General features: G+C 70.8%; 24 protein-coding genes. 3 read left to right on the top strand and 21 right to left on the bottom strand.

Going from position 1 to position 22,152, the window contains the following annotated elements:
* The first annotated feature begins 18 nt into the window (after positions 1–18).
* Positions 19–3,918: a DNA-directed RNA polymerase subunit beta' gene (locus AB0M18_RS01450; RefSeq protein WP_365754547.1), complete on the top strand. Its 3,900-nt coding sequence runs from the start codon at positions 19–21 to the stop codon at positions 3,916–3,918.
* 56 nt (positions 3,919–3,974) lie between these two features.
* On the opposite strand, the gene AB0M18_RS01455 is transcribed toward AB0M18_RS01450, so the two are convergent.
* The 14 genes from AB0M18_RS01455 to AB0M18_RS01520 all read right to left on the bottom strand — a co-directional run bounded on the left by AB0M18_RS01455 (position 3,975) and on the right by AB0M18_RS01520 (position 16,198).
* Positions 3,975–4,238, bottom strand: a complete 264-nt coding sequence (locus AB0M18_RS01455) for a hypothetical protein (RefSeq protein WP_265863996.1) — start codon at positions 4,236–4,238, stop codon at positions 3,975–3,977.
* Positions 4,225–4,461, bottom strand: a complete 237-nt coding sequence (locus tag AB0M18_RS01460; RefSeq protein ID WP_365754549.1) for a hypothetical protein — start codon at positions 4,459–4,461, stop codon at positions 4,225–4,227. The genes AB0M18_RS01455 and AB0M18_RS01460 overlap by 14 nt, the downstream gene beginning before the upstream one ends.
* A gap of 30 nt (positions 4,462–4,491) precedes the next feature.
* Positions 4,492–5,403 (bottom strand): peptidoglycan-binding protein, encoded by a 912-nt coding sequence (locus AB0M18_RS01465; RefSeq protein ID WP_365754551.1) that lies wholly within the window; start codon positions 5,401–5,403, stop codon positions 4,492–4,494.
* An 89-nt stretch (positions 5,404–5,492) separates the two neighbouring features.
* Positions 5,493–5,903 carry an ATP-binding protein gene (locus tag AB0M18_RS01470; protein WP_365754553.1) on the bottom strand — a complete coding sequence of 137 codons (411 nt, stop codon included), beginning with the start codon at positions 5,901–5,903 and terminating at the stop codon, positions 5,493–5,495.
* Positions 5,904–5,947: 44 nt separating this feature from the next.
* A complete protein-coding gene (locus AB0M18_RS01475; protein WP_365754554.1) occupies positions 5,948–6,520 on the bottom strand; it encodes a hypothetical protein in 573 nt (190 codons plus the stop codon).
* Complete coding sequence (locus AB0M18_RS01480; RefSeq protein ID WP_365754556.1) at positions 6,520–7,665, bottom strand: hypothetical protein; 1,146 nt, start codon at positions 7,663–7,665, stop codon at positions 6,520–6,522. The genes AB0M18_RS01475 and AB0M18_RS01480 overlap by 1 nt, the downstream gene beginning before the upstream one ends.
* A gap of 10 nt (positions 7,666–7,675) precedes the next feature.
* On the bottom strand, positions 7,676–8,815 hold the full coding sequence (locus AB0M18_RS01485; protein WP_365754558.1) for a hypothetical protein: 1,140 nt from the start codon (positions 8,813–8,815) through the stop codon (positions 7,676–7,678).
* A 31-nt stretch (positions 8,816–8,846) separates the two neighbouring features.
* The gene (locus tag AB0M18_RS01490; protein ID WP_365754560.1) at positions 8,847–10,034 is read right to left on the bottom strand and encodes a hypothetical protein; all 1,188 of its coding nucleotides are present in this window, start codon (positions 10,032–10,034) and stop codon (positions 8,847–8,849) included.
* A 54-nt stretch (positions 10,035–10,088) separates the two neighbouring features.
* The gene (locus AB0M18_RS01495) at positions 10,089–11,291 is read right to left on the bottom strand and encodes a hypothetical protein (protein ID WP_365754561.1); all 1,203 of its coding nucleotides are present in this window, start codon (positions 11,289–11,291) and stop codon (positions 10,089–10,091) included.
* Positions 11,292–11,338: 47 nt separating this feature from the next.
* Positions 11,339–12,265, bottom strand: coding sequence for a phage tail protein (locus tag AB0M18_RS01500; protein WP_365754563.1), 927 nt, complete (start codon positions 12,263–12,265; stop codon positions 11,339–11,341).
* Between the two features lie 39 nt (positions 12,266–12,304).
* Positions 12,305–13,558 (bottom strand): tape-measure protein, encoded by a 1,254-nt coding sequence (locus AB0M18_RS01505; RefSeq protein WP_365754564.1) that lies wholly within the window; start codon positions 13,556–13,558, stop codon positions 12,305–12,307.
* Positions 13,555–14,757 carry a phage tail protein gene (locus AB0M18_RS01510; RefSeq protein ID WP_365754566.1) on the bottom strand — a complete coding sequence of 401 codons (1,203 nt, stop codon included), beginning with the start codon at positions 14,755–14,757 and terminating at the stop codon, positions 13,555–13,557. Before AB0M18_RS01510 ends, AB0M18_RS01505 begins: the two co-directional genes overlap by 4 nt.
* 29 nt (positions 14,758–14,786) lie before the next feature.
* Complete coding sequence (locus AB0M18_RS01515) at positions 14,787–15,884, bottom strand: hypothetical protein (RefSeq protein WP_365754567.1); 1,098 nt, start codon at positions 15,882–15,884, stop codon at positions 14,787–14,789.
* 101 nt (positions 15,885–15,985) lie between these two features.
* Entirely contained in the window at positions 15,986–16,198 is a 213-nt protein-coding gene (locus AB0M18_RS01520) for a hypothetical protein (RefSeq protein WP_365754568.1), read from the bottom strand.
* 305 nt (positions 16,199–16,503) lie between these two features.
* Between AB0M18_RS01520 and AB0M18_RS01525 the strand changes: the two genes are divergently transcribed.
* Positions 16,504–17,289: a hypothetical protein gene (locus AB0M18_RS01525; RefSeq protein ID WP_365754569.1), complete on the top strand. Its 786-nt coding sequence runs from the start codon at positions 16,504–16,506 to the stop codon at positions 17,287–17,289.
* Between the two features lie 45 nt (positions 17,290–17,334).
* On the opposite strand, the gene AB0M18_RS01530 is transcribed toward AB0M18_RS01525, so the two are convergent.
* The 4 genes from AB0M18_RS01530 to AB0M18_RS01545 all read right to left on the bottom strand — a co-directional run bounded on the left by AB0M18_RS01530 (position 17,335) and on the right by AB0M18_RS01545 (position 19,306).
* A complete protein-coding gene (locus tag AB0M18_RS01530; protein WP_365754570.1) occupies positions 17,335–17,634 on the bottom strand; it encodes a hypothetical protein in 300 nt (99 codons plus the stop codon).
* 113 nt (positions 17,635–17,747) lie between these two features.
* On the bottom strand, positions 17,748–18,038 hold the full coding sequence (locus AB0M18_RS01535; RefSeq protein WP_361575176.1) for a hypothetical protein: 291 nt from the start codon (positions 18,036–18,038) through the stop codon (positions 17,748–17,750).
* 94 nt (positions 18,039–18,132) lie between these two features.
* Complete coding sequence (locus AB0M18_RS01540; protein WP_365754572.1) at positions 18,133–18,741, bottom strand: phage tail protein; 609 nt, start codon at positions 18,739–18,741, stop codon at positions 18,133–18,135.
* A gap of 154 nt (positions 18,742–18,895) precedes the next feature.
* Positions 18,896–19,306, bottom strand: coding sequence for a hypothetical protein (locus AB0M18_RS01545; RefSeq protein WP_365754573.1), 411 nt, complete (start codon positions 19,304–19,306; stop codon positions 18,896–18,898).
* Between the two features lie 328 nt (positions 19,307–19,634).
* On the opposite strand from AB0M18_RS01545, the gene AB0M18_RS01550 reads away from it, so the two are divergent.
* The gene (locus AB0M18_RS01550) at positions 19,635–20,480 is read left to right on the top strand and encodes a hypothetical protein (protein WP_365754575.1); all 846 of its coding nucleotides are present in this window, start codon (positions 19,635–19,637) and stop codon (positions 20,478–20,480) included.
* A gap of 99 nt (positions 20,481–20,579) precedes the next feature.
* Here the strand turns inward: AB0M18_RS01550 and AB0M18_RS01555 are convergent, their stop codons facing one another.
* The 3 genes from AB0M18_RS01555 to AB0M18_RS01565 are packed head-to-tail and all read right to left on the bottom strand — an operon-like array spanning position 20,580 to position 21,911.
* Positions 20,580–20,795 carry a hypothetical protein gene (locus AB0M18_RS01555; protein WP_265864017.1) on the bottom strand — a complete coding sequence of 72 codons (216 nt, stop codon included), beginning with the start codon at positions 20,793–20,795 and terminating at the stop codon, positions 20,580–20,582.
* Positions 20,789–21,544 carry a hypothetical protein gene (locus AB0M18_RS01560; protein ID WP_365754576.1) on the bottom strand — a complete coding sequence of 252 codons (756 nt, stop codon included), beginning with the start codon at positions 21,542–21,544 and terminating at the stop codon, positions 20,789–20,791. The genes AB0M18_RS01555 and AB0M18_RS01560 overlap by 7 nt, the downstream gene beginning before the upstream one ends.
* Entirely contained in the window at positions 21,537–21,911 is a 375-nt protein-coding gene (locus AB0M18_RS01565; protein WP_365754578.1) for a WhiB family transcriptional regulator, read from the bottom strand. Before AB0M18_RS01565 ends, AB0M18_RS01560 begins: the two co-directional genes overlap by 8 nt.
* Positions 21,912–22,152 lie beyond the last annotated feature (241 nt).

Genomic DNA, 22,152 nt, shown 5'->3' on the forward strand with positions numbered 1-22,152 from the left:
GAGAGGGATTGACGCATAGTGCTCGACGTCAACTTCTTCGACGAGCTCCGGATCGGTCTGGCCACCGCTGACGACATCCGCCAGTGGAGCCACGGCGAGGTCAAGAAGCCGGAGACCATCAACTACCGCACCCTGAAGCCCGAGAAGGACGGACTCTTCTGCGAGAAGATCTTCGGTCCGACCCGGGACTGGGAGTGCTACTGCGGCAAGTACAAGCGTGTCCGCTTCAAGGGCATCATCTGTGAGCGGTGTGGCGTCGAGGTCACCCGCGCCAAGGTGCGCCGTGAGCGGATGGGCCACATCGAGCTGGCCGCTCCCGTCACCCACATCTGGTACTTCAAGGGCGTTCCGTCGCGCCTTGGCTACCTGCTCGACCTCGCCCCGAAGGACCTGGAGAAGGTCATCTACTTCGCGGCGTACATGATCACGTTCGTCGACGAGGAGCGCCGCACCCGCGACCTGCCCTCCCTGGAGGCGCACGTCTCCGTGGAGCGTCAGCAGATCGAGAACCGCCGCGACTCCGACCTGGAGAACCGCGCCAAGAAGCTCGAGTCCGACCTGGCCGAGCTCGAGGCCGAGGGCGCCAAGGCCGACGTGCGCCGCAAGGTGCGCGAGGGCGCCGAGCGCGAGATGAAGCAGCTCCGCGACCGCGCGCAGCGCGAGATCGACCGCCTCGACGAGGTGTGGAACCGCTTCAAGAACCTCAAGGTCCAGGACCTGGAGGGCGACGAGCTCCTCTACCGCGAGCTGCGTGACCGCTTCGGCACGTACTTCGACGGCTCGATGGGTGCCGCGGCGCTGCAGAAGCGCCTGGAGTCCTTCGACCTGGAGGAGGAGGCCGAGCGCCTCCGCGAGATCATCCGTACCGGCAAGGGCCAGAAGAAGACCCGTGCGCTCAAGCGCCTCAAGGTCGTCTCCGCGTTCCTGCAGACCAGCAACAAGCCCAACGGCATGGTGCTCGACTGCGTGCCGGTCATCCCGCCGGACCTGCGTCCGATGGTGCAGCTCGACGGTGGCCGCTTCGCGACCTCCGACCTGAACGACCTGTACCGCCGTGTGATCAACCGCAACAACCGTCTGAAGCGTCTGCTCGACCTCGGTGCCCCCGAGATCATCGTGAACAACGAGAAGCGGATGCTCCAGGAGGCGGTCGACGCCCTCTTCGACAACGGCCGTCGTGGTCGCCCGGTGACGGGCCCCGGCAACCGTCCGCTGAAGTCCCTCAGCGACATGCTGAAGGGTAAGCAGGGTCGTTTCCGTCAGAACCTGCTCGGCAAGCGTGTCGACTACTCGGCGCGTTCCGTCATCGTCGTCGGCCCGCAGCTCAAGCTGCACCAGTGCGGTCTGCCGAAGGCCATGGCGCTGGAGCTCTTCAAGCCGTTCGTGATGAAGCGCCTGGTCGACCTGAACCACGCGCAGAACATCAAGTCGGCGAAGCGGATGGTCGAGCGCGGCCGCACGGTCGTGTACGACGTCCTCGAAGAGGTCATCGCCGAGCACCCGGTTCTGCTGAACCGTGCGCCCACGCTGCACCGCCTCGGCATCCAGGCCTTCGAGCCGCAGCTGGTCGAGGGCAAGGCCATCCAGATCCACCCGCTCGTCTGCACCGCGTTCAACGCGGACTTCGACGGTGACCAGATGGCCGTCCACCTGCCGCTCTCCGCGGAGGCGCAGGCCGAGGCCCGCATCCTGATGCTGTCCTCGAACAACATCCTCAAGCCGGCCGACGGCCGCCCGGTGACGATGCCGACCCAGGACATGGTCCTCGGTCTGTTCTTCCTCACCACCGACGGCGAGCTGCGTGACACCAAGGGCGAGGGCCGCGCGTTCGGCTCCACGGCCGAGGCGATCATGGCGTTCGACGCCGGCGAGCTGGCGCTGCAGTCCCCGATCGACATCCGCTTCCCGATCGGCACCGTTCCGCCGCGCGGCTGGGTTCCCCCGGTCGCGGAGGAGGGCGAGCCGGAGTGGCAGCAGGGTGACTCGTTCCGCGTGCGGACGACCCTGGGCCGCGCGCTCTTCAACGAGCTGCTGCCCGAGGACTACCCGTTCGTCGACTACTCCGTCGGCAAGAAGCAGCTCTCCGAGATCGTCAACGACCTCGCCGAGCGCTACCCCAAGGTCATCGTGGCGGCGACGCTCGACAACCTGAAGGCGGCGGGCTTCTACTGGGCGACCCGTTCCGGTGTCACCGTGGCCATCTCCGACGTCGTCGTCCCGGCGGCGAAGAAGGAGATCGTCGCGGGCTACGAGGCGCAGGACGAGAAGGTCCAGAAGCAGTACGAGCGCGGTCTGATCACCAAGGAAGAGCGCACTCAGGAGCTCATCGCGATCTGGACCAAGGCGACCAACGAGGTTGCCGAGGCCATGAACGAGAACTTCCCCAAGACGAACCCCATCTTCATGATGGTTGACTCGGGTGCCCGAGGAAACATGATGCAGATGCGGCAGATCGCCGGTATGCGTGGTCTGGTGTCGAACGCCAAGAACGAGACGATCCCGCGTCCCATCAAGGCGTCCTTCCGTGAGGGCCTCACCGTTCTCGAGTACTTCATCTCGACCCACGGTGCCCGTAAGGGTCTCGCCGACACCGCCCTGCGTACCGCCGACTCGGGTTACCTGACCCGTCGTCTGGTGGACGTCTCGCAGGACGTCATCATCCGCGAGGAGGACTGTGGCACCGAGCGCGGTCTGAAGCTGCGGATCGCGGCCAAGGACGAGGCCGGCGTGCTGCGGAAGGCCGACGACGTCGAGACCTCCGTGTACGCGCGGATGCTCGCCGAGGACGTCGTCGTGGACGGCAAGGTCATCGCGCCGGCCAACGTCGACCTGGGTGACGTGCTCATCGACGCCCTCGTCAAGGCGGGCGTCGAGGAGGTCAAGACCCGCTCGGTCCTGACCTGTGAGTCCGCCGTCGGCACCTGTGCCTTCTGCTACGGCCGCTCGCTGGCCACCGGCAAGCTGGTCGACATCGGTGAGGCGGTCGGCATCATCGCCGCCCAGTCCATCGGTGAGCCCGGTACCCAGCTGACGATGCGTACCTTCCACACCGGTGGTGTGGCCGGTGACGACATCACCCAGGGTCTGCCGCGTGTCGTCGAGCTCTTCGAGGCGCGTCAGCCCAAGGGTGTCGCCCCGATCTCCGAGGCGGCCGGTCGCGTCCGCATCGAGGAGACCGAGAAGACCAAGAAGATCGTCGTCACCCCGGACGACGGCACCGACGAGACGGCGTTCCCGATCTCGAAGCGTGCCCGTCTGCTGGTGGGCGAGGGCGACCACGTCGAGGTGGGCCAGAAGCTCACCGTGGGTGCCACCAACCCGCACGACGTGCTGCGCATCCTCGGCCAGCGCGCCGTCCAGGTCCACCTGGTCGGCGAGGTCCAGAAGGTCTACAACTCGCAGGGCGTGTCGATCCACGACAAGCACATCGAGATCATCATCCGGCAGATGCTGCGCCGCGTGACGATCATCGAGTCCGGCGACGCGGAGCTGCTGCCGGGCGAGCTCGTCGAGCGCTCGAAGTTCGAGACCGAGAACCGTCGTGTGGTGCAGGAAGGCGGCCACCCGGCCTCCGGCCGTCCGCAGCTGATGGGTATCACCAAGGCCTCGCTGGCGACGGAGTCCTGGCTGTCGGCCGCCTCCTTCCAGGAGACGACCCGAGTCCTGACGGATGCGGCGATCAACGCCAAGTCCGACAGCCTCATCGGCCTCAAGGAGAACGTCATCATCGGTAAGCTCATCCCGGCCGGTACGGGTCTGTCCCGCTACCGCAACATCCGGGTCGAGCCGACCGAGGAGGCCAAGGCCGCGATGTACTCGGCCGTCGGCTACGACGACATCGACTACTCGCCGTTCGGCACGGGCTCCGGCCAGGCCGTTCCGCTGGAGGACTACGACTACGGTCCGTACAACCAGTAAGTAGTGCGAACCGGAGGGCGGCACCCCGATCAGGGGGTGCCGCCCTCCGGCGTTTCTCACCTGGCGGTGAGTTCCCACGCGGCGACGGCCACGGTCGCCACGGCCGCGAGGGCGCCGATGCTGGCGAGCGGCCAGCGGGACCGCTCCAGGGCGTCGAGCCGGGCCTCGTGGTCGGCGAGCTGCTTGTCGGTCTGGTCGCTGCGCTGCACAAGCAGGGCGAGCGAGCCGTCGACCCGCGCGAAGCCGGCCTCCAGGGTGCCGCGCAGCCGCTCCAGTTCCAGGGCGACGGCGACCGGGTCGTTCGGATCAGACTCGGTCATCGGCCGCCGCCTCCTGGGTGGTGCGCAGCCAGGAGGGCAGCAGGTGCTGTACGGCGGGCACGGCCATGACCCGGCTGAGCGCCCCGGCGACGGCGAGCGCCCCGGCGACCCAGGGCAGCGTCTCGGGCAGGCCGGCCGCGTCGACGATCGCCGGCAGGACGACGGCGATGCCGACCGCGGTCTGCAGCACGGTGCGGGCCGTGCGCTTGGCGGCTTCGGACATGGGTGGTTCTCCTTGCGTGGGGGTGGGGGGTTACGCGGTGTACGGGACCTTGAGCGCGTTCCAGGAGGTGGCGCCCGGCCAGCCGTCGGCGTCGGAACCGGAGAAGCCGAGCTTGCGCTGCCAGGCGGCGTAGGACTGGCGGTCGGCCTCGGACCAGCGGGGGCTGGGGCCGATCTTGTAGCGGCCGCACCCTTCGGCGACGAGCCGGCGGCCCATCGCGGTGACGACGGGGGAGCTCGGGGTGGTCTTGAAGAAGGCGGTGCCCGGGAAGGGCTGGTAGCGCGGTGCGGCCGGCTTCGCCGGGGCGGTCGGCCGGGCCGCCGGGGCCTTGCCGAGGCGTCCCTGGACCCGGTCGCGCATGCCCGGCATGCCGAAGCCGCGCGGGTCGTTCTTCCAGTCGGACCACTCGGAGTGGCCGATGACGGACTTGGCGCCCCAGCCGTGCGCGCGGCAGAGCGCCGCCGACACCCGCTCGATGGCGTCGAGCTGTGCCGCGGGCCACGGGTCGCTGCCGTTGCCGAGGTTGACGCACTCGAAGCCGTAGAAGCGGGAGTTGCCGTCGACGGCGCCCGCGCTGCCCTGGTGCTCGCGCGGCACCGGCGGGCGTGCCCCGTACGTCTCGCTGATCACGGCCTGGAGCACGGACGGGTCGCCGCCGCCGGCGTGGTTGGCGCGGCCGGAGCCGACCAGGTGCACGCTGCCGTCCTTGGCGATGACGCCGTGGCACAGCGGGCCGGGCAGGCCCGCGTAGCCGTCGTAGCAGAGGGAGACGCTGTTCGCGGTGCCGCTGGAGACGGTGTGGTGGATCATCACGCCGACCACCGGGCCCCAGGTGCCGGCCTGGTTGCGGTTGTGGTTGCGCCAGCCGTCGTGCTCGACGACGGTGACGCCTTCGGCGCGGAGCGCGGCGACGAACCGGTCCGCGGAGAGGGGGGCTGCCATCTGTGACCTCCGGGCATGGAAAAACCCCGGCCGGGTCTCTTCGGCACGGGGTGTACAGGGCGTACGGGGCGTACGGGGCGGGAGTGGACTTACGGGGCGGGGGCCGACTCCGGTGCGGGTGCCGGCTCCGGGGCGGGGGCCCAGGTGGCGCACAGCGCGGCGTACGCGAGCCGGCGGGCCTCGAAGTCGGCGAGGGCGGCGGCCACCGCCCGTTGCACGGCGGTCGCGTCGGGGACGACCGGGAGGCCGTCCCGGCCCGCCACCGTGATCAGGCCGGAGCCGCGCAGGACGACGTCGCCCGCGCCGCTCCCGCCGCTCACGGAGAACTGCGCGGAGACGTACACCGACGGGTACTGGCCGGTGACGGGGTCCCGCTCCAGGGTGCCGCCGATGGTGTTGTCGGAGACGCGGACGGCGATGGTGTGCCCGTTCTCGGTGACGGTGGCACGGCCCGCGTAGTCGATGGCCACGCCCCAGGGCTGGGTGGGGTCGATGTTCATGCTGTGTGCTCCTCGGTCAGGTCCGGGCGGTCAGGTCCGGGCGGTCAGGTCTGGGTGCCGTAGATGAGGACGGGCTGGGCGTAGACCGTGCCGCCGCTGGCGAGCGCCTCGATCTCGATCCTGATCGTGCTGCCGAACTTCGTCTTCATGTCGACCGGCAGCAGGCCGGTGTAGTCGTAGGTCGAGCCGGCGGTGACGGTCGGCCCGAACTGGACGCCTTCGACCATGACCCGGATCTGGCCGGTGGCGCCGGTGGAGAACGCCGTGTGGACGGACAGACGCAGCTTCGGCTGCCAGAGCGGGTTGTACGAGCGGGCGATGGTGGTGAAGGTGGCGCTGGTGGTGGACGGCCACTTGGCGGGGTCGGTCGGCACCGGCGGCATCAGGTGCAGCCAGGGCCGGGCGAGCCCGCCGGTCAGGATGTCGTCCGCGAAGATCTCGTGGTCGTAGCCGTCGAAGATGCGGAACAGCGGCTTGGTGACGGTGACGCCGCCGGTCGGCGCGGTGGGCTTGATCTCGCTGACGGCGGGGCGGGTGTTGACGGCCGTGGACAGGGCCTTGAGCCGGCGTTCCATGTGGTTGAGCCGGTCGATGATGTCCTCGGGCAGCTTGGGCATCAGGCCTCCTCAAGGTAGAGCTCGGCGGTGTCGGGGCGGCCGCGCTCCGGGGGAGTGACCTTGACGCCGATGATGCGGTAGCGGGAGTCGAGGCCCTGCGAGAACCACTCGTCCGTGATGCGGATGCGGGCCATGCGTCCCAGGAGCGCGGGCGGGACGATCCCGCCGAGGTGGATGCTGATCGCGGGGATCACGACCGTGCCGCGGGCCTCGTCGAGTTCCCGCGTGGCCAGCGAGTCGAGCGTGAGGGTGTCGGTGACCTCGTTGTGGTCCGAGGACAGGTCGATCAGCGGCCAGCCGTCGGCGAGCAGGTCGCTCGCGTACTGCTGGGCGGAGGAGATCGGCCGTGACTCCTCGCCGGCGTTGGAGTTGACCGAGGCGCCGCGGGCCACGGCGCTGGTGCCGCCGCGGGTGGCGTCGTACGGGAAGGAGTACGACAGGATCGAGCCGGGCCGGTCGAAGACCAGGTCGGCCGCGCCGTTGACGATCCTGGGCGCGCCGAGCCGGAGCTGCCGGACCCGCCGCCCGTCGTTCGGGTCGCGGTAGACCAGGATCTGGTGCTCGAAGCCCTTCTCCAGAGCGGCGAGCTGATCGAGTGCCTCCAGGTAGACGGTCTCGTCGCCCTTGCGCCAGGACGCGGTCCGCAAGGGGGTGTCCTTGGGGGACTGCTCGGTGCCGAAGCTGATCCCGAGGCGGCGCGGCTCCCTGCCCTCCTCCGGGGGGAGGGTGGGGTCGTCCTGGAGGTCGAGCTCGGCCCACAGCCGGCGCGCGATGTCCAGCTGGTCGGTCGGGGTGGTGAACGAGATGTCGGTACGGATGCGGCGCCGGCTCGCGTACGAGTCGAAGGTCGCGGCCTGCACGCCGAGGGTCAGCACCCCGCGGCCGCTGGACTGCAGCGTCGTGGTCCACACGATGCCGCCCCACCACAGGTCGCCGCCGCGCTCCAGATAGACCGCGGTGCGGCCCTCGCGGACCTTCTTGACCCGGTCGGCGATCTCCTTGTTGGGGATCGGGATGGTGCCGGAGAGCGAGCCGGCCTTGCCGATGTAGTCGTCGATGGAGACGTCCCGCAGGGGCAGGATGTCGAGCGTCTGGTCGGTGAGCAGATCGCAGAAGATGGCCCGGTAGGGCGTGTCGAGACTCATACGGCGGCCCTCACTGGACGTAGGTGGCGGTGATGCGGATGCTGCGCCCCGCGGTCAGGACACCGTTGGGAGACCAGGTGCGCAGGGTGACCTCGCCGCTCGTCTGGACCATGGCGCTGCCGTGGCCGTAGCCGTCGCCGGCCGAGGCCTCGAAGTTGATCGTGGGGCGCCATCCGGCGGGCAGGGTGCACAGGAGCTCGTCGTTGATGTTGCCGGCGGCGGTGGCCGTGACGTCGGCGCCCGTGCGGCCGACGTTGATGTTGAAGGTGACGATCCCGTGGGTCCGGCGGGCGGAGAAGTACCCCACGGACCAGTTGGCCATCGCCTGGACCCCGGTGGTGGTGGTCTCCACCTTCACAGGAGGCTGGTAGTCGACCCAGGCGGTGCCGTTCCAGCGCTGGAGGACCCCGGAGTTGTCCCGGTACTGGCCGGTGTAGCTGCCGGTGGAGAGGGATCCGCTGGGGGCGATGCCGCCGATGTCCTTGGGGTAGGGGATCCATTCGGCGCCGTCCCAGCGCTGGAGCTGGCGCGCGTTGTTGGCGTCCTGGTACTGGCCCGGGTACGAGCCGGGCACCGTGGCGTTGTTGTAGACCGGCAGGATGCCGCCGACGCCGACGGTCGTGGTGCGCAGGTCGGTGAGGATCTGGGCGTCCGTCCACGGGATGCCGCCGGTGCCGGCGGAGACCCCGGCGGGCACCCGGACGTGGAACAGCGTCAGCGAGGTGCCCGGCACGGTGGGCGCCACCGGCACGCCCTTCGGCTCCCCCTGGATGATCTCGACGGCGGCCTCGCTGCGGGTCTGGCCGTCGAACTCGGCGTCGTACACGCGCAGGACGACCGCGTCGATGCGCGGGTTGAACGGGTCGCCGTCGCCGAAGGTGAGCGGCAGGTCCGCGTCCAGGCTGACGGGGTACGCGCCCTGGGCGGTCGGGCCCTGGACGACGGCGCGGCCGTAGGACAGGTTCGCGGTCATCGGACCGATGGGGGTCAGGGAGTAGCCGCTCACCCGGTACGTGCCGTTCGGCGAGCCCGGCAGGATGCCGGAGCGCGAGCCGACCGGGTCGACGGGGGTGGTGGCGCCGAGGGCGGTGAGGCGGGTGGTCACCCGGGTCTGGCCGGTGGGCTGCAGCCAGCCGCTGCGCAAGGCCATGATGTCTCCTCTCAGAGGGGTGGGCGGCCGGTCAGTACTGCGGGTCGACGCGGATGAACACGTTGTCGAACCCGGCCTTGACGCCTGCGGTGTTGGCGACGATCCGGTAGTAGGCGGTGAGCGTGTAGTTCAGGCCCGGGGTCAGGCCCGACAGGCGTCGCGCGCTGGCGGTGGAGACCTGGTTGTCGCTCGCGCAGATCGCCGCGACCTCGTCGTTGGGCTCCTGGATCACGGTGGTGCCCTGGGTGAGCCTCAGCGCCAGGTACGCGTAGAGGTCGTTGCGCGACTTGATCCGGGCGCCGAAGGAGAGGAGGACCTGCTTCGACGCCGGGGCGGTGAAGGTGACGGAGAGCGGGGTCGCGGGACCCGCGGTGAGGAGGTTGACGTACGTGCTCGACGTGGTGTCGCCGTAGTCGGAGGTGTCGTTGTAGTACGGCCCGGGCAGGACGGCCGGCTTCCAGGCCGTGCCGTCCCAGCGCTGGAGCGAGCCGCCGGCCGTGTCCCGGTACTGGCCGGTGTAGCTGCCCGGCACGTTGCCGGCGCTGGTGGGGACGATGCCGCCGAGCGCCTCCGGGTAGGAGACCCACGCGCCGCCGTCCCAGCGCTGGAGCTGGTTGTTGGCGGTGTCCTGGTACTGGCCCGGGTAGCCGCCCGGCAGGACCTGGCCCTCCACGGGCAGGATGCCGCCGATCGCGACGACCGGGGTGCGCAGGTCCTTGAGGGCGCTGCCCCACGGGATGCCGCCGGTGCCGGCGCTGGCGTTCGCCGGGACGGTGACTTCGTACAGCGGGAGGCAGCGCGCCGGGACGGCCGGGCGGTCCGGGCTGCCCGGGGTGCCCTGGATGATCTCGACGTTCGCCTCGTGGCGGAGCTGGCCGTCGTACAGGCTGTCGTAGATCCTGATGACGATCAGGTCGATGCGGGGCTGGTCGGTGCCCGCGGCGAAGGTGAGCACCTCGGGGGTGGTGAGGGCCACCGGGTAGACGCCCTGGGAGATGTCGCCCTGGACGACGGCGCGGCCCTCGTGGACGGTCACCGACATGGCGGCGGTGCCCTCGGTCCAGAAGCCGGCCATGCGGTGGAGGCCTTCGTAGGCGCCGGGCAGGATGCCGGAGCGGACCTGGACGGGGTTGACGGGGGTGGTCGCGCCGATCTGGTTGAGGCGGGTGTCCTCGCGGGTCTGGCCGGTCTCGGCGACCCAGCTGCTGCGCAGGTTCACGGGGTTCTCCGTTCGGTGGTACGGGAGGGGCGGGTCAGGAGGTGGGCCGGCGGGTCAGGCCTTGATCCACTCGGCGTGCAGCGTGCAGCTGTAGCCCGAGCCGCCGAGCGTCTTCACGGCGGCGGTGTGCGACTGGTAGCCCTGGAGCTGGACGGTGGTGCCGGCGGTGAGCCGGATCAGGCCCTGGCCGCCGACGGTGATGGCGCCGTTGCCGGCCGGGCCGAGCCAGGTCAGCCGGGGCTGACCGGAGCCGCTGGTGATGATGCGGGCGCCGCGCATACCGGTCTGGGCGTCGTTCTGCCAGGTGACATGGCCGCCGAGGCGCCACCAGCCGGTGCGCGGGACGGTGTAGGTGTTGGTGCCGTTCCAGCCGGTGGCGTCGTCGATCTCGACGGTCGGCAGGGTGATCACGGTCCAGGTGTTGGGTGACACGCTCTGCTGCTGGGTGGACAGGTACTGGGTGGCGCCGAACAGGATCTTCGCCGTGCCCTCGGTGTACTGCCAGGCCGCGCCGTCCCAGCGCTGGAGGCCCGCGGAGCTGTCCCGGTACTGGCCGGCGTAGCCGCCGCCGGCCGTCCCGCTGGGGGTGATGCCGCCGAGCGCCTTCGGGTACGAGACCCAGGTGGTGCCGTCCCAGCGCTGCAACGTGCTGCCGGCGTCGCGGTACTGGCCGACGTACGCGCCCTTGAAGCCGCTGGTGGGCAGGATGCCGCCGAGCGCGACCACCGGCCAGTGCTGGGTGGTCACCTTGGTGTCGGTCCCGGTCCAGGTGATGCCGCCGGTGCCGGCGGAGGTGCCCTTCTTCACCATGACGGTGTAGAGCGGCAGGGTGCTGCCGTCGGGGCTCGTCGGCGCGACCGGAACGGCCGCGGGCACGCCCTTGACCAGGCGGATCGCGGCCTCGGTGACACCGGTCTTGTCGTACTGGTCGTCCAGGACGACCAGTTCGATCAGGTCGATCCGGTCGTACTGCGCGTTGCCGTCCTCGAAGGTCAGGGTCTCGGGCGTGACGGCGGCGACCAGATAGGCGCCCTGGTTGGTGTCCTTGCCCTGGACGATCGCGCGGCCGGTGCCGATGGTGCACTGCATCGGCCCGGCCTCGGTGAGCACGAAGCCGCCCGGCAGGATGCCCGGGCGGGAGCGCAGCGGGGTCTCCTCCGCGCTCTGGCCACTGGGCGTGAGCAGGGCGGCGAGCGTGAGACGGGTGTCCTCGCGGGTCTGGCCCGTGGACTGGAGCCAGGCGGCCCGTACGGTCATGGTTCTTGCCTCTCGGTGGGAGGGAAGGGGGAACGGGGGCTACGGCGTCACCACTCGGCGCTGCGCCAGTGGACGGTCATCACGGCCTCCGGGGCCGCCGAGTCGGGGCGGAAGGACAGCTCGCTGCGGCCGGGTTCGAGCGTGAACAGCTCCTCCGGGCTGGAGTCGGCCATCGCGGTGTGCCGGCGGGAGGCCGTGTTGTTGAGCGTCACCGTGCCGTTGGCGGTGTCCACGGTCAGCTGGTCGCCCGCGGTCAGGTCGATCGCGTACCGCAGCCGGCGCCGGCTGGTCCGGTCGGTGATGCTCGGCATCGAGCACGGGCCGCGGAAGACGATCACCGGGTGGGTGGCCGCCGAGCCGGTGTTCTCGGCGACGGCGTCACCGGTGGACGTGGCCTGCCCCCAGTCGAGCGGCCAGGCCAGCGGCCAGGTCAGCCCGCTCTCGGGCTGCGGGGCGCCGGTGGAGACGGACTGCTCGTTCACGGCGTAGCGGCGCGGGTCGGAGGCCAGCCACTGGATGGACATGCGCGAGCTGCCCTGGGTGGCGAAGCCCTGGTCGGCCGGGACGACCCGCTGGGCGATCCGGGCGCGTACGGCGAGGAGTTCGCCGTGCAGGCGGACGGTGAGCCAGCGCTCCTCGTCGAGCAGCGCGAGGGACTGGCGCAGGGCGCGCAGCGCCTCGGGCACGCCGTTGTACTCCGGCGTCAGCACGATGGTGCCGCCGACCTTGCGCGGCTTGGCGTAGCGGGAGCCCGGCCAGGCGCCGTGCGAGGTGGGCCGCTCGGCGTCGGAGGAGTCGTACTCGGGCAGGTCCTCCCAGCCCTGGAGGCCGGTGCGGTCGACGGCGAAGGGCGTACCGGGCCCGATGAGCAGCCCGGCCCACTGGATCTGCCCGTCCTGGGTGATCAGTGAGCCGGGCGCGAGGTCGGCGGTGAAGGTGTTGCTGCCCGAGTATGCGGTTGTGGTCTCGGCCATGGGGCCGTCACCTCACTTCTGAGTGGGTGTCAGGGGTTGTCAGCAGTGGGCGCCGGCGAGGAAGAGCAGGTCCTCGGCGGTGGCCCGCGGACCGGCACCCGGGGCCTCGTGGAAGTCCCGGATCCGGTGCGGCGGCCGGGGCGCCTCGGTGACCGCCGGGACCCGGCGGGCCTCCAGGACGGTGAGCGGGTCGATGCGCGGCGCGGAGTCGGCGCCGGGGAAGACGACACCGCCCTCGGCGAGCATCGGGATCTTGTCGATGTCGACGCCGAACTTCTTGTCGGTCAGCGGGACCTTGAAGCTCAGCTTGTCGAGGCCGTCGATGATCCAGTTGGCGAAGGCGATGAGCCCGTTGATCGGTCCCTTGACGACGCCGAGCACGGCGGTCAGGGCGCCCTTGACGAGGTCGCCCATGCCGCGCAGGGCCTTGGCGACGGCGTCCTTGGCATGCCGGAAGAAGCCGGGGATCTTGTCGGTGACGAAGGTCAGGATCGGCTTGACCGCGTTCTTGATCGCGCCCATGGTGCGGGAGGCGATCCCGCGCATGGCGCCGGCGGCGGAGGAGACGGCGCTGCCGATCCTCCTGATGCCGTCGATCGCGGAGCCGATGCCCTTGAGCGCGGCCTTGAACAGGGCGAGGTACGCCTTGAAGTAGGTCCCGACGGCCGTGCCGATCAGCTTGACGACCGGCTGGAGGAAGGTCCAGACGGACTGGAAGCCCTTCAGTACGGCCTGGAAGACCTGCTTCATGATCCTCTGGCCGGTCTCGGTCTGCATCGCGTACTCGATGAGCCAGGCGGCGACCGGCACGAGGATGCCGACGAGGAAGCCGATCGGGTTGGCGCGCATGGCGAGGTTGATGCCGGTCATGGCGACGGAGGCGACGGTCATCAGCGTGCCGTATGTGTCCATCAGCTTGGTGATGGTGTCGGTGATCGGGATCAGCGGCGCGAGGATCGCCAGGATCCCGCCGACCGCGGGCCCGAACCTCCCCGCCGCCGTACGGGCCTTGCCGGCGGCGGCGCCGAGCTTCCTGACACCGGCGTCGGCCTTGGACCGCTGGATCTTCCGGACGCTGCCGGCGGCGGAGGAGGCGGTGGAGCCGAGGGCGCGGACGGAGGTGCCGGCGGTACGGAGGGCGGTGGCGAGCCCGCCGATGCCGCCGGCCGCCCGCTGGACGTCGCCCTTGAGCCGCTTGAGCGTGCCGGCGGCACCGTCCGCGCCCCGCCCCAGCGAGCTCATCACCGGGGTGACACGCCCGAACGCCGGCATGCGGATCGCGGCGGCACTCATCCGCGTGCCTTCGCCAGGTACATCAGCGCGTCGGCCGTGGACTGCGGGTCGCTGTTACGGGCCGCGTGGTAGTGCTCGATGTGCAGCCCCGCGCCCGTGCCCCGGCCGCCCTGCGCCTGCGCCGACATCCGGGCCCGGCGGGCGGTGAGGGCGAGCAGCCGGTCCAGCTTGGACAGCGGCAGGACGGCCTCGGCCTCGCCGGCCTCGGCGAGGATCGCCGGGACACCGCCGGAGCGGGGCATGACGACACCACCGGTGGCGAGCATCGGGATGGTCGGGATGTTCACGCCGAAGGTCTTGCCGCCGACGATGGGCACCCAGCCGGGGACGCTGACCTTGACGCCGTTGACGGCGCTGATCATCCGGTTGATGAGGCCGATGACGGCGTTGATCGGGCCGGACACACCGGACTTGATGCCCTCGAAGGCGCGGGACGCGATGTCCTTGAGGCCGTTCCAGATGGAGGACATCTTGTCCTTGACGGCCCGGAAGGCGTTCGGGATCGCGGTCTTGATCCAGTTGACCACCGGGGTGATGACGGCCTTGATGCCGTTCCAGACGGTCCGGATCACCGTCTTGATCGCGTTCATGACCGTGGTGATGACCGTCTTCCAGATCTTCACGTAGGTCTTGATGACGGTGGCGACCGCCTTGACGACGGTGGAGACGGCCTTCTTGATGCCGTTCCACACCGTCTTGATCAGCTGGCCGGCCTTCTTCATGATCGGGCCGACGGCCTTCATGACCGAGCTGATCACGGTCTTGATGGCGTCGAAGGCTTTCTTCAGGATCTTCTGCATCGTCTTCGACTGCAGAGCCATGTCGACGATCTTCTCGATCAGCGGCATGAAGAGTTCGATGAGCCGGGCGAGGAAGTTGCCCTTCATCGACTTGTTGAGCCTGTCCTGACCCTTGGACGCCTTGCCGGCGCCGGACTCGTACCTGCCGAGCTTCTTTCCGGCGGACTCGGCGGTCCTGCCGGCCTTCGACATGGCCTTCTCGGCGTTGTCCGAGGCCGTCTTGAGGTTCTTGAGCTGGGTGTTGGAACCCTGGGCGTTGGTCTTGAGCGTCTTGAGCTGCCCGGACGCGGACTTGCCGGCGTCGCCGACCTTCTTGACCGAGGTGCCGGCGCCGGATGCCTGGGTCTTGAGGCCGCGCAGACCGTCGGACGCGTTCTTGAGGGACTTGACGAGGGACATGGGTTACCTCCTTTCGGGGTGGGGTGGGGTCAGGCGGAGCTCGGCGTGCCGAGCTCCTGGTCGAGGGACTGGACCGTGCCTCTGAGCTCCTGGAACTTCGTGCGCAGCGTGCCGGTGGCCGTGGCGAGTTCGCCCATCTTCGTGGCCAGGCCGTCGATCTTGTTCGCCTTGGGAAGGTTCTTCGGATCGAAGCCGTCCATGGCGGTGTTGAGCTTGCCGGTGGCCTTGGCGACCTTCTCGACCTCCCGGGGCTTGAGGCCGGCCATGGCGTCCTTGATCTTCTGGATGCCCTTGGCGATCGGGGCCATGTTCGTGTGATCGACGCCCGTGAGGGCCTCGGCGACCCGCTTGATGCCCTCTCCCGCCTTCTTGGCCGCGCGCTCGCTCGGCAGCTTGCGGAACGAAGAGAAGAACGAGGGCGCCCGGTTGTTGAACGTCAGCAGCTCCGCGTTCAGCTTTTCGAGCTGCTCGCGCAAGGGGCCGACCCTCGCGATGTCCGGGCTGCTCGGAAGATCGGCCAGGCTGGTGCCGCCGTTGGCAACCCGGCGCTCGCGGGCCTCGACGTCAAGGCGGTTCTGCGGCCTGACGTCGCCGTTCTCGTTGAATGCCAGGATGCGACGCTGGTCGCGGGGGAGGTGACGGTCACGGATGTTGACGAGCTGCTGGAGCGTGCGCTGGATGTCGCTGAACCTGCCCGCCAGATAGATGCCGACGACGCCGAGCACCGCGGCCGCCAGGACACCGACGAAGTTCGAGCCCCAGTACTTGAGGGCCGTCATCAGGCTCTCGCCCTCGTACAGCTTCTCGACGCCGGCGGCGATGCCGTCGAAACCGCCGGCTTCGAGGTACTCCGTCACCGGGTTCTTCACGAGCTCCTTGTGCATCTCGTTGAACCGGTTGACGAAGTCGAACGGCAGCATGGCGTCCGTGGCGATCTTCGGATGCCCGTCGATGAGGGCCTTCTTGAGCTCGGAGACCGTCGAGTCCAGCGGCTTGGGGTTCTTCTTGTCCTCCTCCTCGGCCGTGTAGTCCCCCGGGTACTGCACCTTGATGGGCAAGGTGTTGTCGAGGAGTGCTTGCCTGAGGGAGGCGATGTCGTTGGCGACATCGTCGATCGACTTTCCCATGGATTGCTCCGCTTCCGGCCGGTGACGGCCAAGCGCCGAAAAGCCCCTGCCGGGTGGGAACTTCGGCAGGGGCTCGTGCGTGGGGGCGCGCGTACGGGCGGCTAGGCGTCGTCGGCCCGGCGGGAGCCGCGGCGCGTGGTCGCGAGCGCGTCGTTCCAGCCGGCCGCGTAGGCGACGGCCTCGCGCCGGTCGACCTCCGCGCACAGCGTGCCGAGCAGCGCTCTCTTGTCGAGCGCGACGGGTCCGTTCAGGAGCTGGGCGAGGCGGTCCTGGAGCGGGATGTGCGGTCGCGATGCCTCGGCCTGCTGAGTCATGGACGCCTGCCTTCCGTTGCTTGCCCGTGCGTGCGTGGCGGCGCCGCGGAGTGAGGCGGGGGCACCACGTTTTCGAACTACTGTGCGAACAGATTGTGGAACACCTGTTCGAGGTTTGTCGAGCCGTAAACCCCTGACGGCGTGTCTTCTCGTCAGGTCGTCCCAGGGGTTGGTCCTTGATCGGGTCTGGTGTTCGACCGGGTACTCTGGAGGGCGCGCTTCCCAGACCTGACACAGTCGGGGAGCGCCGGGGCGCGAGGGGCGCGCGGGGGAACCCCAGGGGGTTTGGAAGGCAGTGCAGACGCATGGACACGGAGCCGGGCGCTAACCGGCGGGAGCGGGTCGTCGACTGGCTCGAGTCCCATCCGGACCTGCCCCATCTCTTCGCGCGGCTCGCCGAGCTCGTCCATGTCGCCGGCTACGCCCCCGAGGACCTCGTCGTGCTGCCCCGCGGCGAGGTGGACCGCCGCGAGACCGCCGCCTTCACCGCCGGCTGGGCCGAGGCCGTCTCCGACGAACTCCCGCGCATCCGGCGGGAGTACGAGAAGCGGGTGGCCGACGCGTACGCCCAGGGGCAGGGCGACGCGCGGGGCATCCGCCGGCCCCAGCGCCGTACCGACGCGCACGCGCAGGACGGGGCCGGAGCCCGGGTGATCCCGCTGCCCTTCGCCCGGCTGCTCGAACCGCCGGCCGTGGTCGTCCAGGCCGAGGAGCGGGTGCGCCGGGAGCGCGAGCTGTTCGAACAGCGGCCCGGGCCGGAGGAGCCGCGGGAGCCGGGGCCGGAGCTCGCACCCGTACCGGAGCCGGATCCGGATTCCGACACCGACCCCGAGCCAGGTCCCGGCCCCGGGCTCGACCCCGGGCCCGGGCCCGAGGCGGACCAGAGCCGCACCCGCAGGAACGCGCAGCCCGTGCGCAAGGTCGTCCGGGGCAAGGGCGGGCGTCCCATCGTGCCGCCGCTCGACAACGTGCCCGCGCAGGACGCGCGCTCGGGCGCGCGGGGGCGCCGGCTCTCCGAGCGGGCCAGGGCCCTGGAGGAGGAGCTGGCCGCCGAGCGAGCACAGGAAGCGCCCCCGGAGCCCGCTCCCTGACGGGAACGGGCTCCGGGGGCCGTGGGGGGTGGCACAGGGCCGGCGTCAGCCGAAGAAGCGGGCGAGCGCGAGCGGGGAGACCGCCTCGTCGGCACTCCCCTCCGTCGCGGAACCGCCCGGCTCCTCGGCGTCCTCGTCCTTGACGCCCGGACGCGGCACCGGCTTCGGGAACTCGGGCTGATCGTCGTCCTCGCCGATGTTGACGCACTGGAACATCCAGTTGGCGACGGCCAGATGGTCCACCGCCGCGGCGAGCAGATGGTCGGAGAGGGACCACTCCGCCGCCTCCCCGTGCAGCTCGCGCTGCACGGCGGCGTCCTGCGGAAGGTTCTTGACCAGCAGCATCAGGCGCCGGCTCGACAGCTCGCCGCGGTGCCAGTCGAGCAGATCGGTGCCGTAGTAGCGGAGCAGGTCCGCCTCAAGGGCCTCGGCGTGTTCGTCGACGAACTCGACGAGGCTCAGTCTTCCCCCAGGCCGAGCCCGGTCTCCTTGCCGTAGGCCTCGAGGATCGCGGCGACGTCCTGCATCGTGATGTCGTGCTCCTCGAAGCGGGCGTACTGCTCCGCACCCATCAGGAGTTCGAGCAGGCCGTCCACGTCGTTGTCGTCGAGCTTGCGCAGGGCCTTGGCGGTCTTGCGGGACAGCTCGGTCGGGAGCGTGTAGGACTCACCGTCCAGCTCGAAGGACCAGGTGCGGCCGTGGGCCTCCAGTCGCTGGGCGCGAGCGGCGTTGACGTCGAAACGGGCCATGGTGTGCGTACTCCTTGTTCGCGTGGTGCGCGGGGATGAAGAGGAGGAAGGGTGGGGCGGGACGGCGGTGTGCCGTCCCGCCCCGGGGGGTGGATCAGGCCGCGTAGCTGGAGTCCTTCATGTGGAAGGTGGCCAGCGGCTGGCCGGCGCCGTTCGACATGGCCGTGAAGGTGATGCCCAGGGTGGACGCCGCCTTGCGGGCCAGCTTGATGTCGTCGGTGGCGGTCACCTGGCCGCGCGGGATGATGAAGCGGTACGTGACCGCGACGTTGCCGGTGGCGCCGGCCTTGGCGTCGGTGAACTCCAGGCCGAGGGCGCGCACGTCCGCGAACGGACGCTCGGAGATCTCGTACTTGTAGGAGTCCGCCGGCGTGCCGTCCGCCTCGACCTTGCCGCCGCCCATGAAGAGCTTCAGGGTGTCCTCGTTGAACTGGAGCAGGGAGAACTTCAGCGAGAGGTCACGGGCCGAGTAGATGTAGTGCACCGGGGAGACCGACTGCCACGAGTCGATGGGCTCCAGCTTGTCCTTCTTCGAGAAGGTCACGCCGTCACCGGTCGTGAAGCCGAGGTTGGTCCAGCCGGTGCCCCAGTCGGTGTCGGACGGCTCGGCGGCGCCGAAGACCGGCGGGGTGGCGCCGACGGCGCCGATGTAGAGCTTGCCGGTGCCGGCGACGCGGATCTCGGCGGAGTTGTTTCCTGCCATGGTGGGTTTCTCCTTGGTGAGAGGGGTGGGGGCGCCGCCCCGGAGTCGGAGCCCGGGGGTTCCGGTTCCGGGTACGGCGAAGGCCCCGCCGGACGGTCCGGCGAGGCCTGGTCTGTGGGGTGCGCGCGGTGGGCGCGGGCGACCGTGGTGACCCTTACGGGTTGACGGTCAGGGAGACCTGGATGACGACCAGGTAGCGGTTGGCGCCGCGGTAGAGGTAGTCGGGCATCCAGCGCGGCCCGTCCATCTCCTCCACGTCCTGGACGAGGCTGCTGCCGAGCGGCTTGCCGATCTTGTCGAGCAGCGCCTTGCGGGCGGCGTTGGCGAGGAGGTGCGCCGCGGGCTTCGTCGCCGCGTACACCTCGAACTCGACCAGCGGCTTGTCCAGGTGCAGATCGCCGATCCAGGCGCCGCCGCGGCGGTTCACCAGGACGGCGCTCTGCGTGCCGTCGAAGCCGGCGGGGGCCTGGGCGGCGACCGTGACGCCGGCCAGCGCCGGGTCGGCCTTGAGGACGTCGACGACCAGCTTCTCGACGTCCGGGAACGCACTCGGGGGAGTGGTCATGACGGTGCTCCTCAGGAGACGGGGGCGTGGTGGCGGGTGGTGCGGGTGGTACGGGGGCCGCCCGGGGCGCTCGACGCGGGGAAGGGGCGGGGGGCGCGGAGCACGCCCGGACGGCGGACGGCGGAGCTGCGGCCCGTCTCGCGGGCACAGCTCCGCCGCTGCACCAACTGTGACAGACGAGCGTGCGCGCACGCAACTAGTTCGGTGATCGATTTCCGGGCCGGTCGGTGGAAGGTTCGGCACACCCGTCCTGACCTGGGAGAACGCTCTTCCGGGCCGGGCCGCCGCCCGATAGGTTGGGCTCCCCGAACCCGAGGAGGAGCCGCCCGTGTCCGCCGCCCCCGCCGCCCGTCCCCGTCTCCTCTACGTCACCGACCTCGCCTATCCGGCCCAGGGACGCCGCTACTGCGACGAGGACATCGCCCTCACCGCCCGGCTGCGCGAGCGCTTCGACCTCGCCCTCTGCCACCCGCGCGACGCCGCCGCCCTCATGGAGCCGTTCGACGCCGTCGTCGTCCGCAACAGCGGCCCCGTCCTGCACTACCAGGAGGCGTACGACGCCTTCCGCGCCCGGGCCCGCGCGCTCGGGACCCGCGTCTACAACCCGCTGCACGGCCGCGGCGACATGGCCGGCAAGCAGTACCTGCTCGACCTCACCGCCGCCGGATTCCCCGTCATCCCCACCGTCGACCGCCCCGCCGACCTCGACCGGCTCCCCGCGGCGGCGCGGTACGCCGTCAAGCCCAAGGCCGGCGCCGACTCCATAGGCCTGCGCTTCCTCCCGTACGAGGAACTCGCCGGTCTCGACTACGCCGAGGGCGCCGGGCTGCTCGTCCAGCCCCGGATCGACTTCCGCTACGAGGTGTCCTTCTACTTCGTCGACGACCGCTTCCAGTACGCCCTCCACGCCCCCGACCCGGAGCGGCGCTGGGTCCTGGAGCCGTACGAGCCCGCCGCCGCCGACCTCGACTTCGCGCGCCGCTTCATCGCCTGGAACACCCTCGACCACGGCATCCAGCGCGTCGACGCCTGCCGCGCCCCCGACGGCGCCCTGCTCCTGGTCGAGCTGGAGGACCTCAACCCGTACCTCTCCCTCGACCGGGTGCCGGAGGACGTCCGGGACCGCTTCGTCGACGCCATGGCCGACTCGCTCGACGCGTTCCTGAAGGCATGACCGAGGCATGACCGAGGCATGACCGAGGCAGACCGAGGCATGACGAAGGGCCCCGTGTCTCGGGTGAGACACGGGGCCCGTTTCGTAGTCGTACGGGGATCAGGCGGTACGGGGCTTCCGCCGTGCGGCGCGCTCCGCCGCGAAGACGTCCTCCAGGCGGAACAGCTGCGCACGGCCCGCCTTGCCGGCCGCCCGCAGATGGCCGAGCTGGACCCACTTGCGGATGGTCGCCGGGGCGACGCCCGCCTCCTCGGCGGCGAGCGGGCCCGGGATCAGGGCGGGCAGCGGGAGGGACAGCGCGGTCGCGCTCAGCATGAGGTCTCCTTCGTGTCGTCCATCGCCGCCCGGATCTCCTCCGGGCGCGCCCCGGACTCGTCCGCGAGCTCCGCCCACTCCGCCTCCGGCCACAGGTGCCGGTAGGCCGGGTCGTCCTGGCAGCCGCAGGCCGGGTCCGTGCACACACAGGCCGGGTTCACGCACAGCACCGCGCGCCGGTCCGGGAAGGCCCGCAGCGACACCGAGTCGCACCAGGGGCAGCGGCCCGACACCCGGACCACCGTCTCCGCCTCGCCCAGGGTGCGGGCGCAGCGGCGGGCCATCCGGCGCACCTCGTCCCGTACGTGCCGGGCGAGCACGGCGTGGCCGGCGATCTCGTCGAGCAGGCCCACGACGCGGCGCAGCCGCTCCACGACGCCGGCCCGGCGCGGGCGCGGCAGCGCGAGCCGGGCGCAGACGGCCTCCTCCAGCTCCACCACGCCGTCGGTGATGTCGCGGATCGCGTCGGAGATGTGCAGCCGGATCGGCGCGGCGCCGTGGCCGGGGACGGCCAGGCCGTGCCGCTGTTCGAGGAGCAGCGCCTCGCGCCGCTCGGTGCGGATCAGCTCGTCGCGCCCGGCGTGGGGCGCGCGCGGCGCGCTGCCGGACGGGGACCGGCGGCCGGGCGCGAGCTCCTCGGCGAGCTCGGGGAACTGGCGTACGAGTGAGGCGGCCCAGAGCACGATGTCGCGCAGCACGCGCTCGTCCGCCGCGGTCGCCGCGTTCCCCGCGGGCGACTGCTCAGCCACGGGTGCCCCCGGCGGCGGAACCGGCGAGCGCGGGGACGAGCGCGGGAGCGACTGCGGGCGCGAGGGTCGCGGCGGCCGCGTCGAGGGCGGCGGCCTCAAGGGCGGCCGGCGACTCGGCGCCGGCGCCCCGGCGGGCGCGGCGCGGCTTCACCGGGCGTCCGTTGCGCCACAGCCGGCCCGCGCAGACGCCGTCGAACCAGCTCTCGGCGGGCGCGACCGCGGCCTCGCACTCCCGGCTGACGGGGCAGACGGCGCAGGCGCGCAGGGCCGGGGCCGCCTCCTTGCCGCGCCGGGAGAAGACGACGGACGGGGAGAGGCCGGCGCACGCGGCGGCGGCCTGCCATGGGGTGGTGTCGGGCTGGTGCAAGGGTGGTCTCCACGTTCCGGGCCCCGCTGCCCCTGGGGCCTGTGGGGCCCTTGGGACTCGTGAGGCCGACGAGTGCGGCGCTCAGCAACATAGACATGTTGCGTGCGAGCTCGCAACTACCTGTGTGGAGATCCCTTTACCGTTTCGACACGGTTGCGCGCCCGAAAGCACGTAATTCCGTGCGCGCAAGCACGCTACAGTGAGGGGCCCGAAGGGTGGGGGAGTAAAAGGGAGAGCGGTA

This window comes from Streptomyces sp. NPDC051909 (genome assembly GCF_040681095.1).
Lineage (GTDB): Bacteria > Actinomycetota > Actinomycetes > Streptomycetales > Streptomycetaceae > Streptomyces.

What these genes read in the sequence shown, in the direction of transcription:
- AB0M18_RS01455 (WP_265863996.1), bottom strand. Translation starts at nt 4,238, where the DNA reads ATGACCGAGTCTGATCCGAACGACCCGGTCGCCGTCGCCCTGGAACTG.
- AB0M18_RS01460 (WP_365754549.1), bottom strand. Translation starts at nt 4,461, where the DNA reads ATGTCCGAAGCCGCCAAGCGCACGGCCCGCACCGTGCTGCAGACCGCG.
- AB0M18_RS01465 (WP_365754551.1), bottom strand. Translation starts at nt 5,403, where the DNA reads ATGGCAGCCCCCCTCTCCGCGGACCGGTTCGTCGCCGCGCTCCGCGCC.
- AB0M18_RS01470 (WP_365754553.1), bottom strand. Translation starts at nt 5,903, where the DNA reads ATGAACATCGACCCCACCCAGCCCTGGGGCGTGGCCATCGACTACGCG.
- AB0M18_RS01475 (WP_365754554.1), bottom strand. Translation starts at nt 6,520, where the DNA reads ATGCCCAAGCTGCCCGAGGACATCATCGACCGGCTCAACCACATGGAA.
- AB0M18_RS01480 (WP_365754556.1), bottom strand. Translation starts at nt 7,665, where the DNA reads ATGAGTCTCGACACGCCCTACCGGGCCATCTTCTGCGATCTGCTCACC.
- AB0M18_RS01485 (WP_365754558.1), bottom strand. Translation starts at nt 8,815, where the DNA reads ATGGCCTTGCGCAGCGGCTGGCTGCAGCCCACCGGCCAGACCCGGGTG.
- AB0M18_RS01495 (WP_365754561.1), bottom strand. Translation starts at nt 11,291, where the DNA reads ATGACCGTACGGGCCGCCTGGCTCCAGTCCACGGGCCAGACCCGCGAG.
- AB0M18_RS01500 (WP_365754563.1), bottom strand. Translation starts at nt 12,265, where the DNA reads ATGGCCGAGACCACAACCGCATACTCGGGCAGCAACACCTTCACCGCC.
- AB0M18_RS01505 (WP_365754564.1), bottom strand. Translation starts at nt 13,558, where the DNA reads ATGAGTGCCGCCGCGATCCGCATGCCGGCGTTCGGGCGTGTCACCCCG.
- AB0M18_RS01510 (WP_365754566.1), bottom strand. Translation starts at nt 14,757, where the DNA reads ATGTCCCTCGTCAAGTCCCTCAAGAACGCGTCCGACGGTCTGCGCGGC.
- AB0M18_RS01515 (WP_365754567.1), bottom strand. Translation starts at nt 15,884, where the DNA reads ATGGGAAAGTCGATCGACGATGTCGCCAACGACATCGCCTCCCTCAGG.
- AB0M18_RS01520 (WP_365754568.1), bottom strand. Translation starts at nt 16,198, where the DNA reads ATGACTCAGCAGGCCGAGGCATCGCGACCGCACATCCCGCTCCAGGAC.
- AB0M18_RS01525 (WP_365754569.1), top strand. Translation starts at nt 16,504, where the DNA reads ATGGACACGGAGCCGGGCGCTAACCGGCGGGAGCGGGTCGTCGACTGG.
- AB0M18_RS01530 (WP_365754570.1), bottom strand. Translation starts at nt 17,634, where the DNA reads ATGCTGCTGGTCAAGAACCTTCCGCAGGACGCCGCCGTGCAGCGCGAG.
- AB0M18_RS01535 (WP_361575176.1), bottom strand. Translation starts at nt 18,038, where the DNA reads ATGGCCCGTTTCGACGTCAACGCCGCTCGCGCCCAGCGACTGGAGGCC.
- AB0M18_RS01540 (WP_365754572.1), bottom strand. Translation starts at nt 18,741, where the DNA reads ATGGCAGGAAACAACTCCGCCGAGATCCGCGTCGCCGGCACCGGCAAG.
- AB0M18_RS01545 (WP_365754573.1), bottom strand. Translation starts at nt 19,306, where the DNA reads ATGACCACTCCCCCGAGTGCGTTCCCGGACGTCGAGAAGCTGGTCGTC.
- AB0M18_RS01555 (WP_265864017.1), bottom strand. Translation starts at nt 20,795, where the DNA reads ATGCTGAGCGCGACCGCGCTGTCCCTCCCGCTGCCCGCCCTGATCCCG.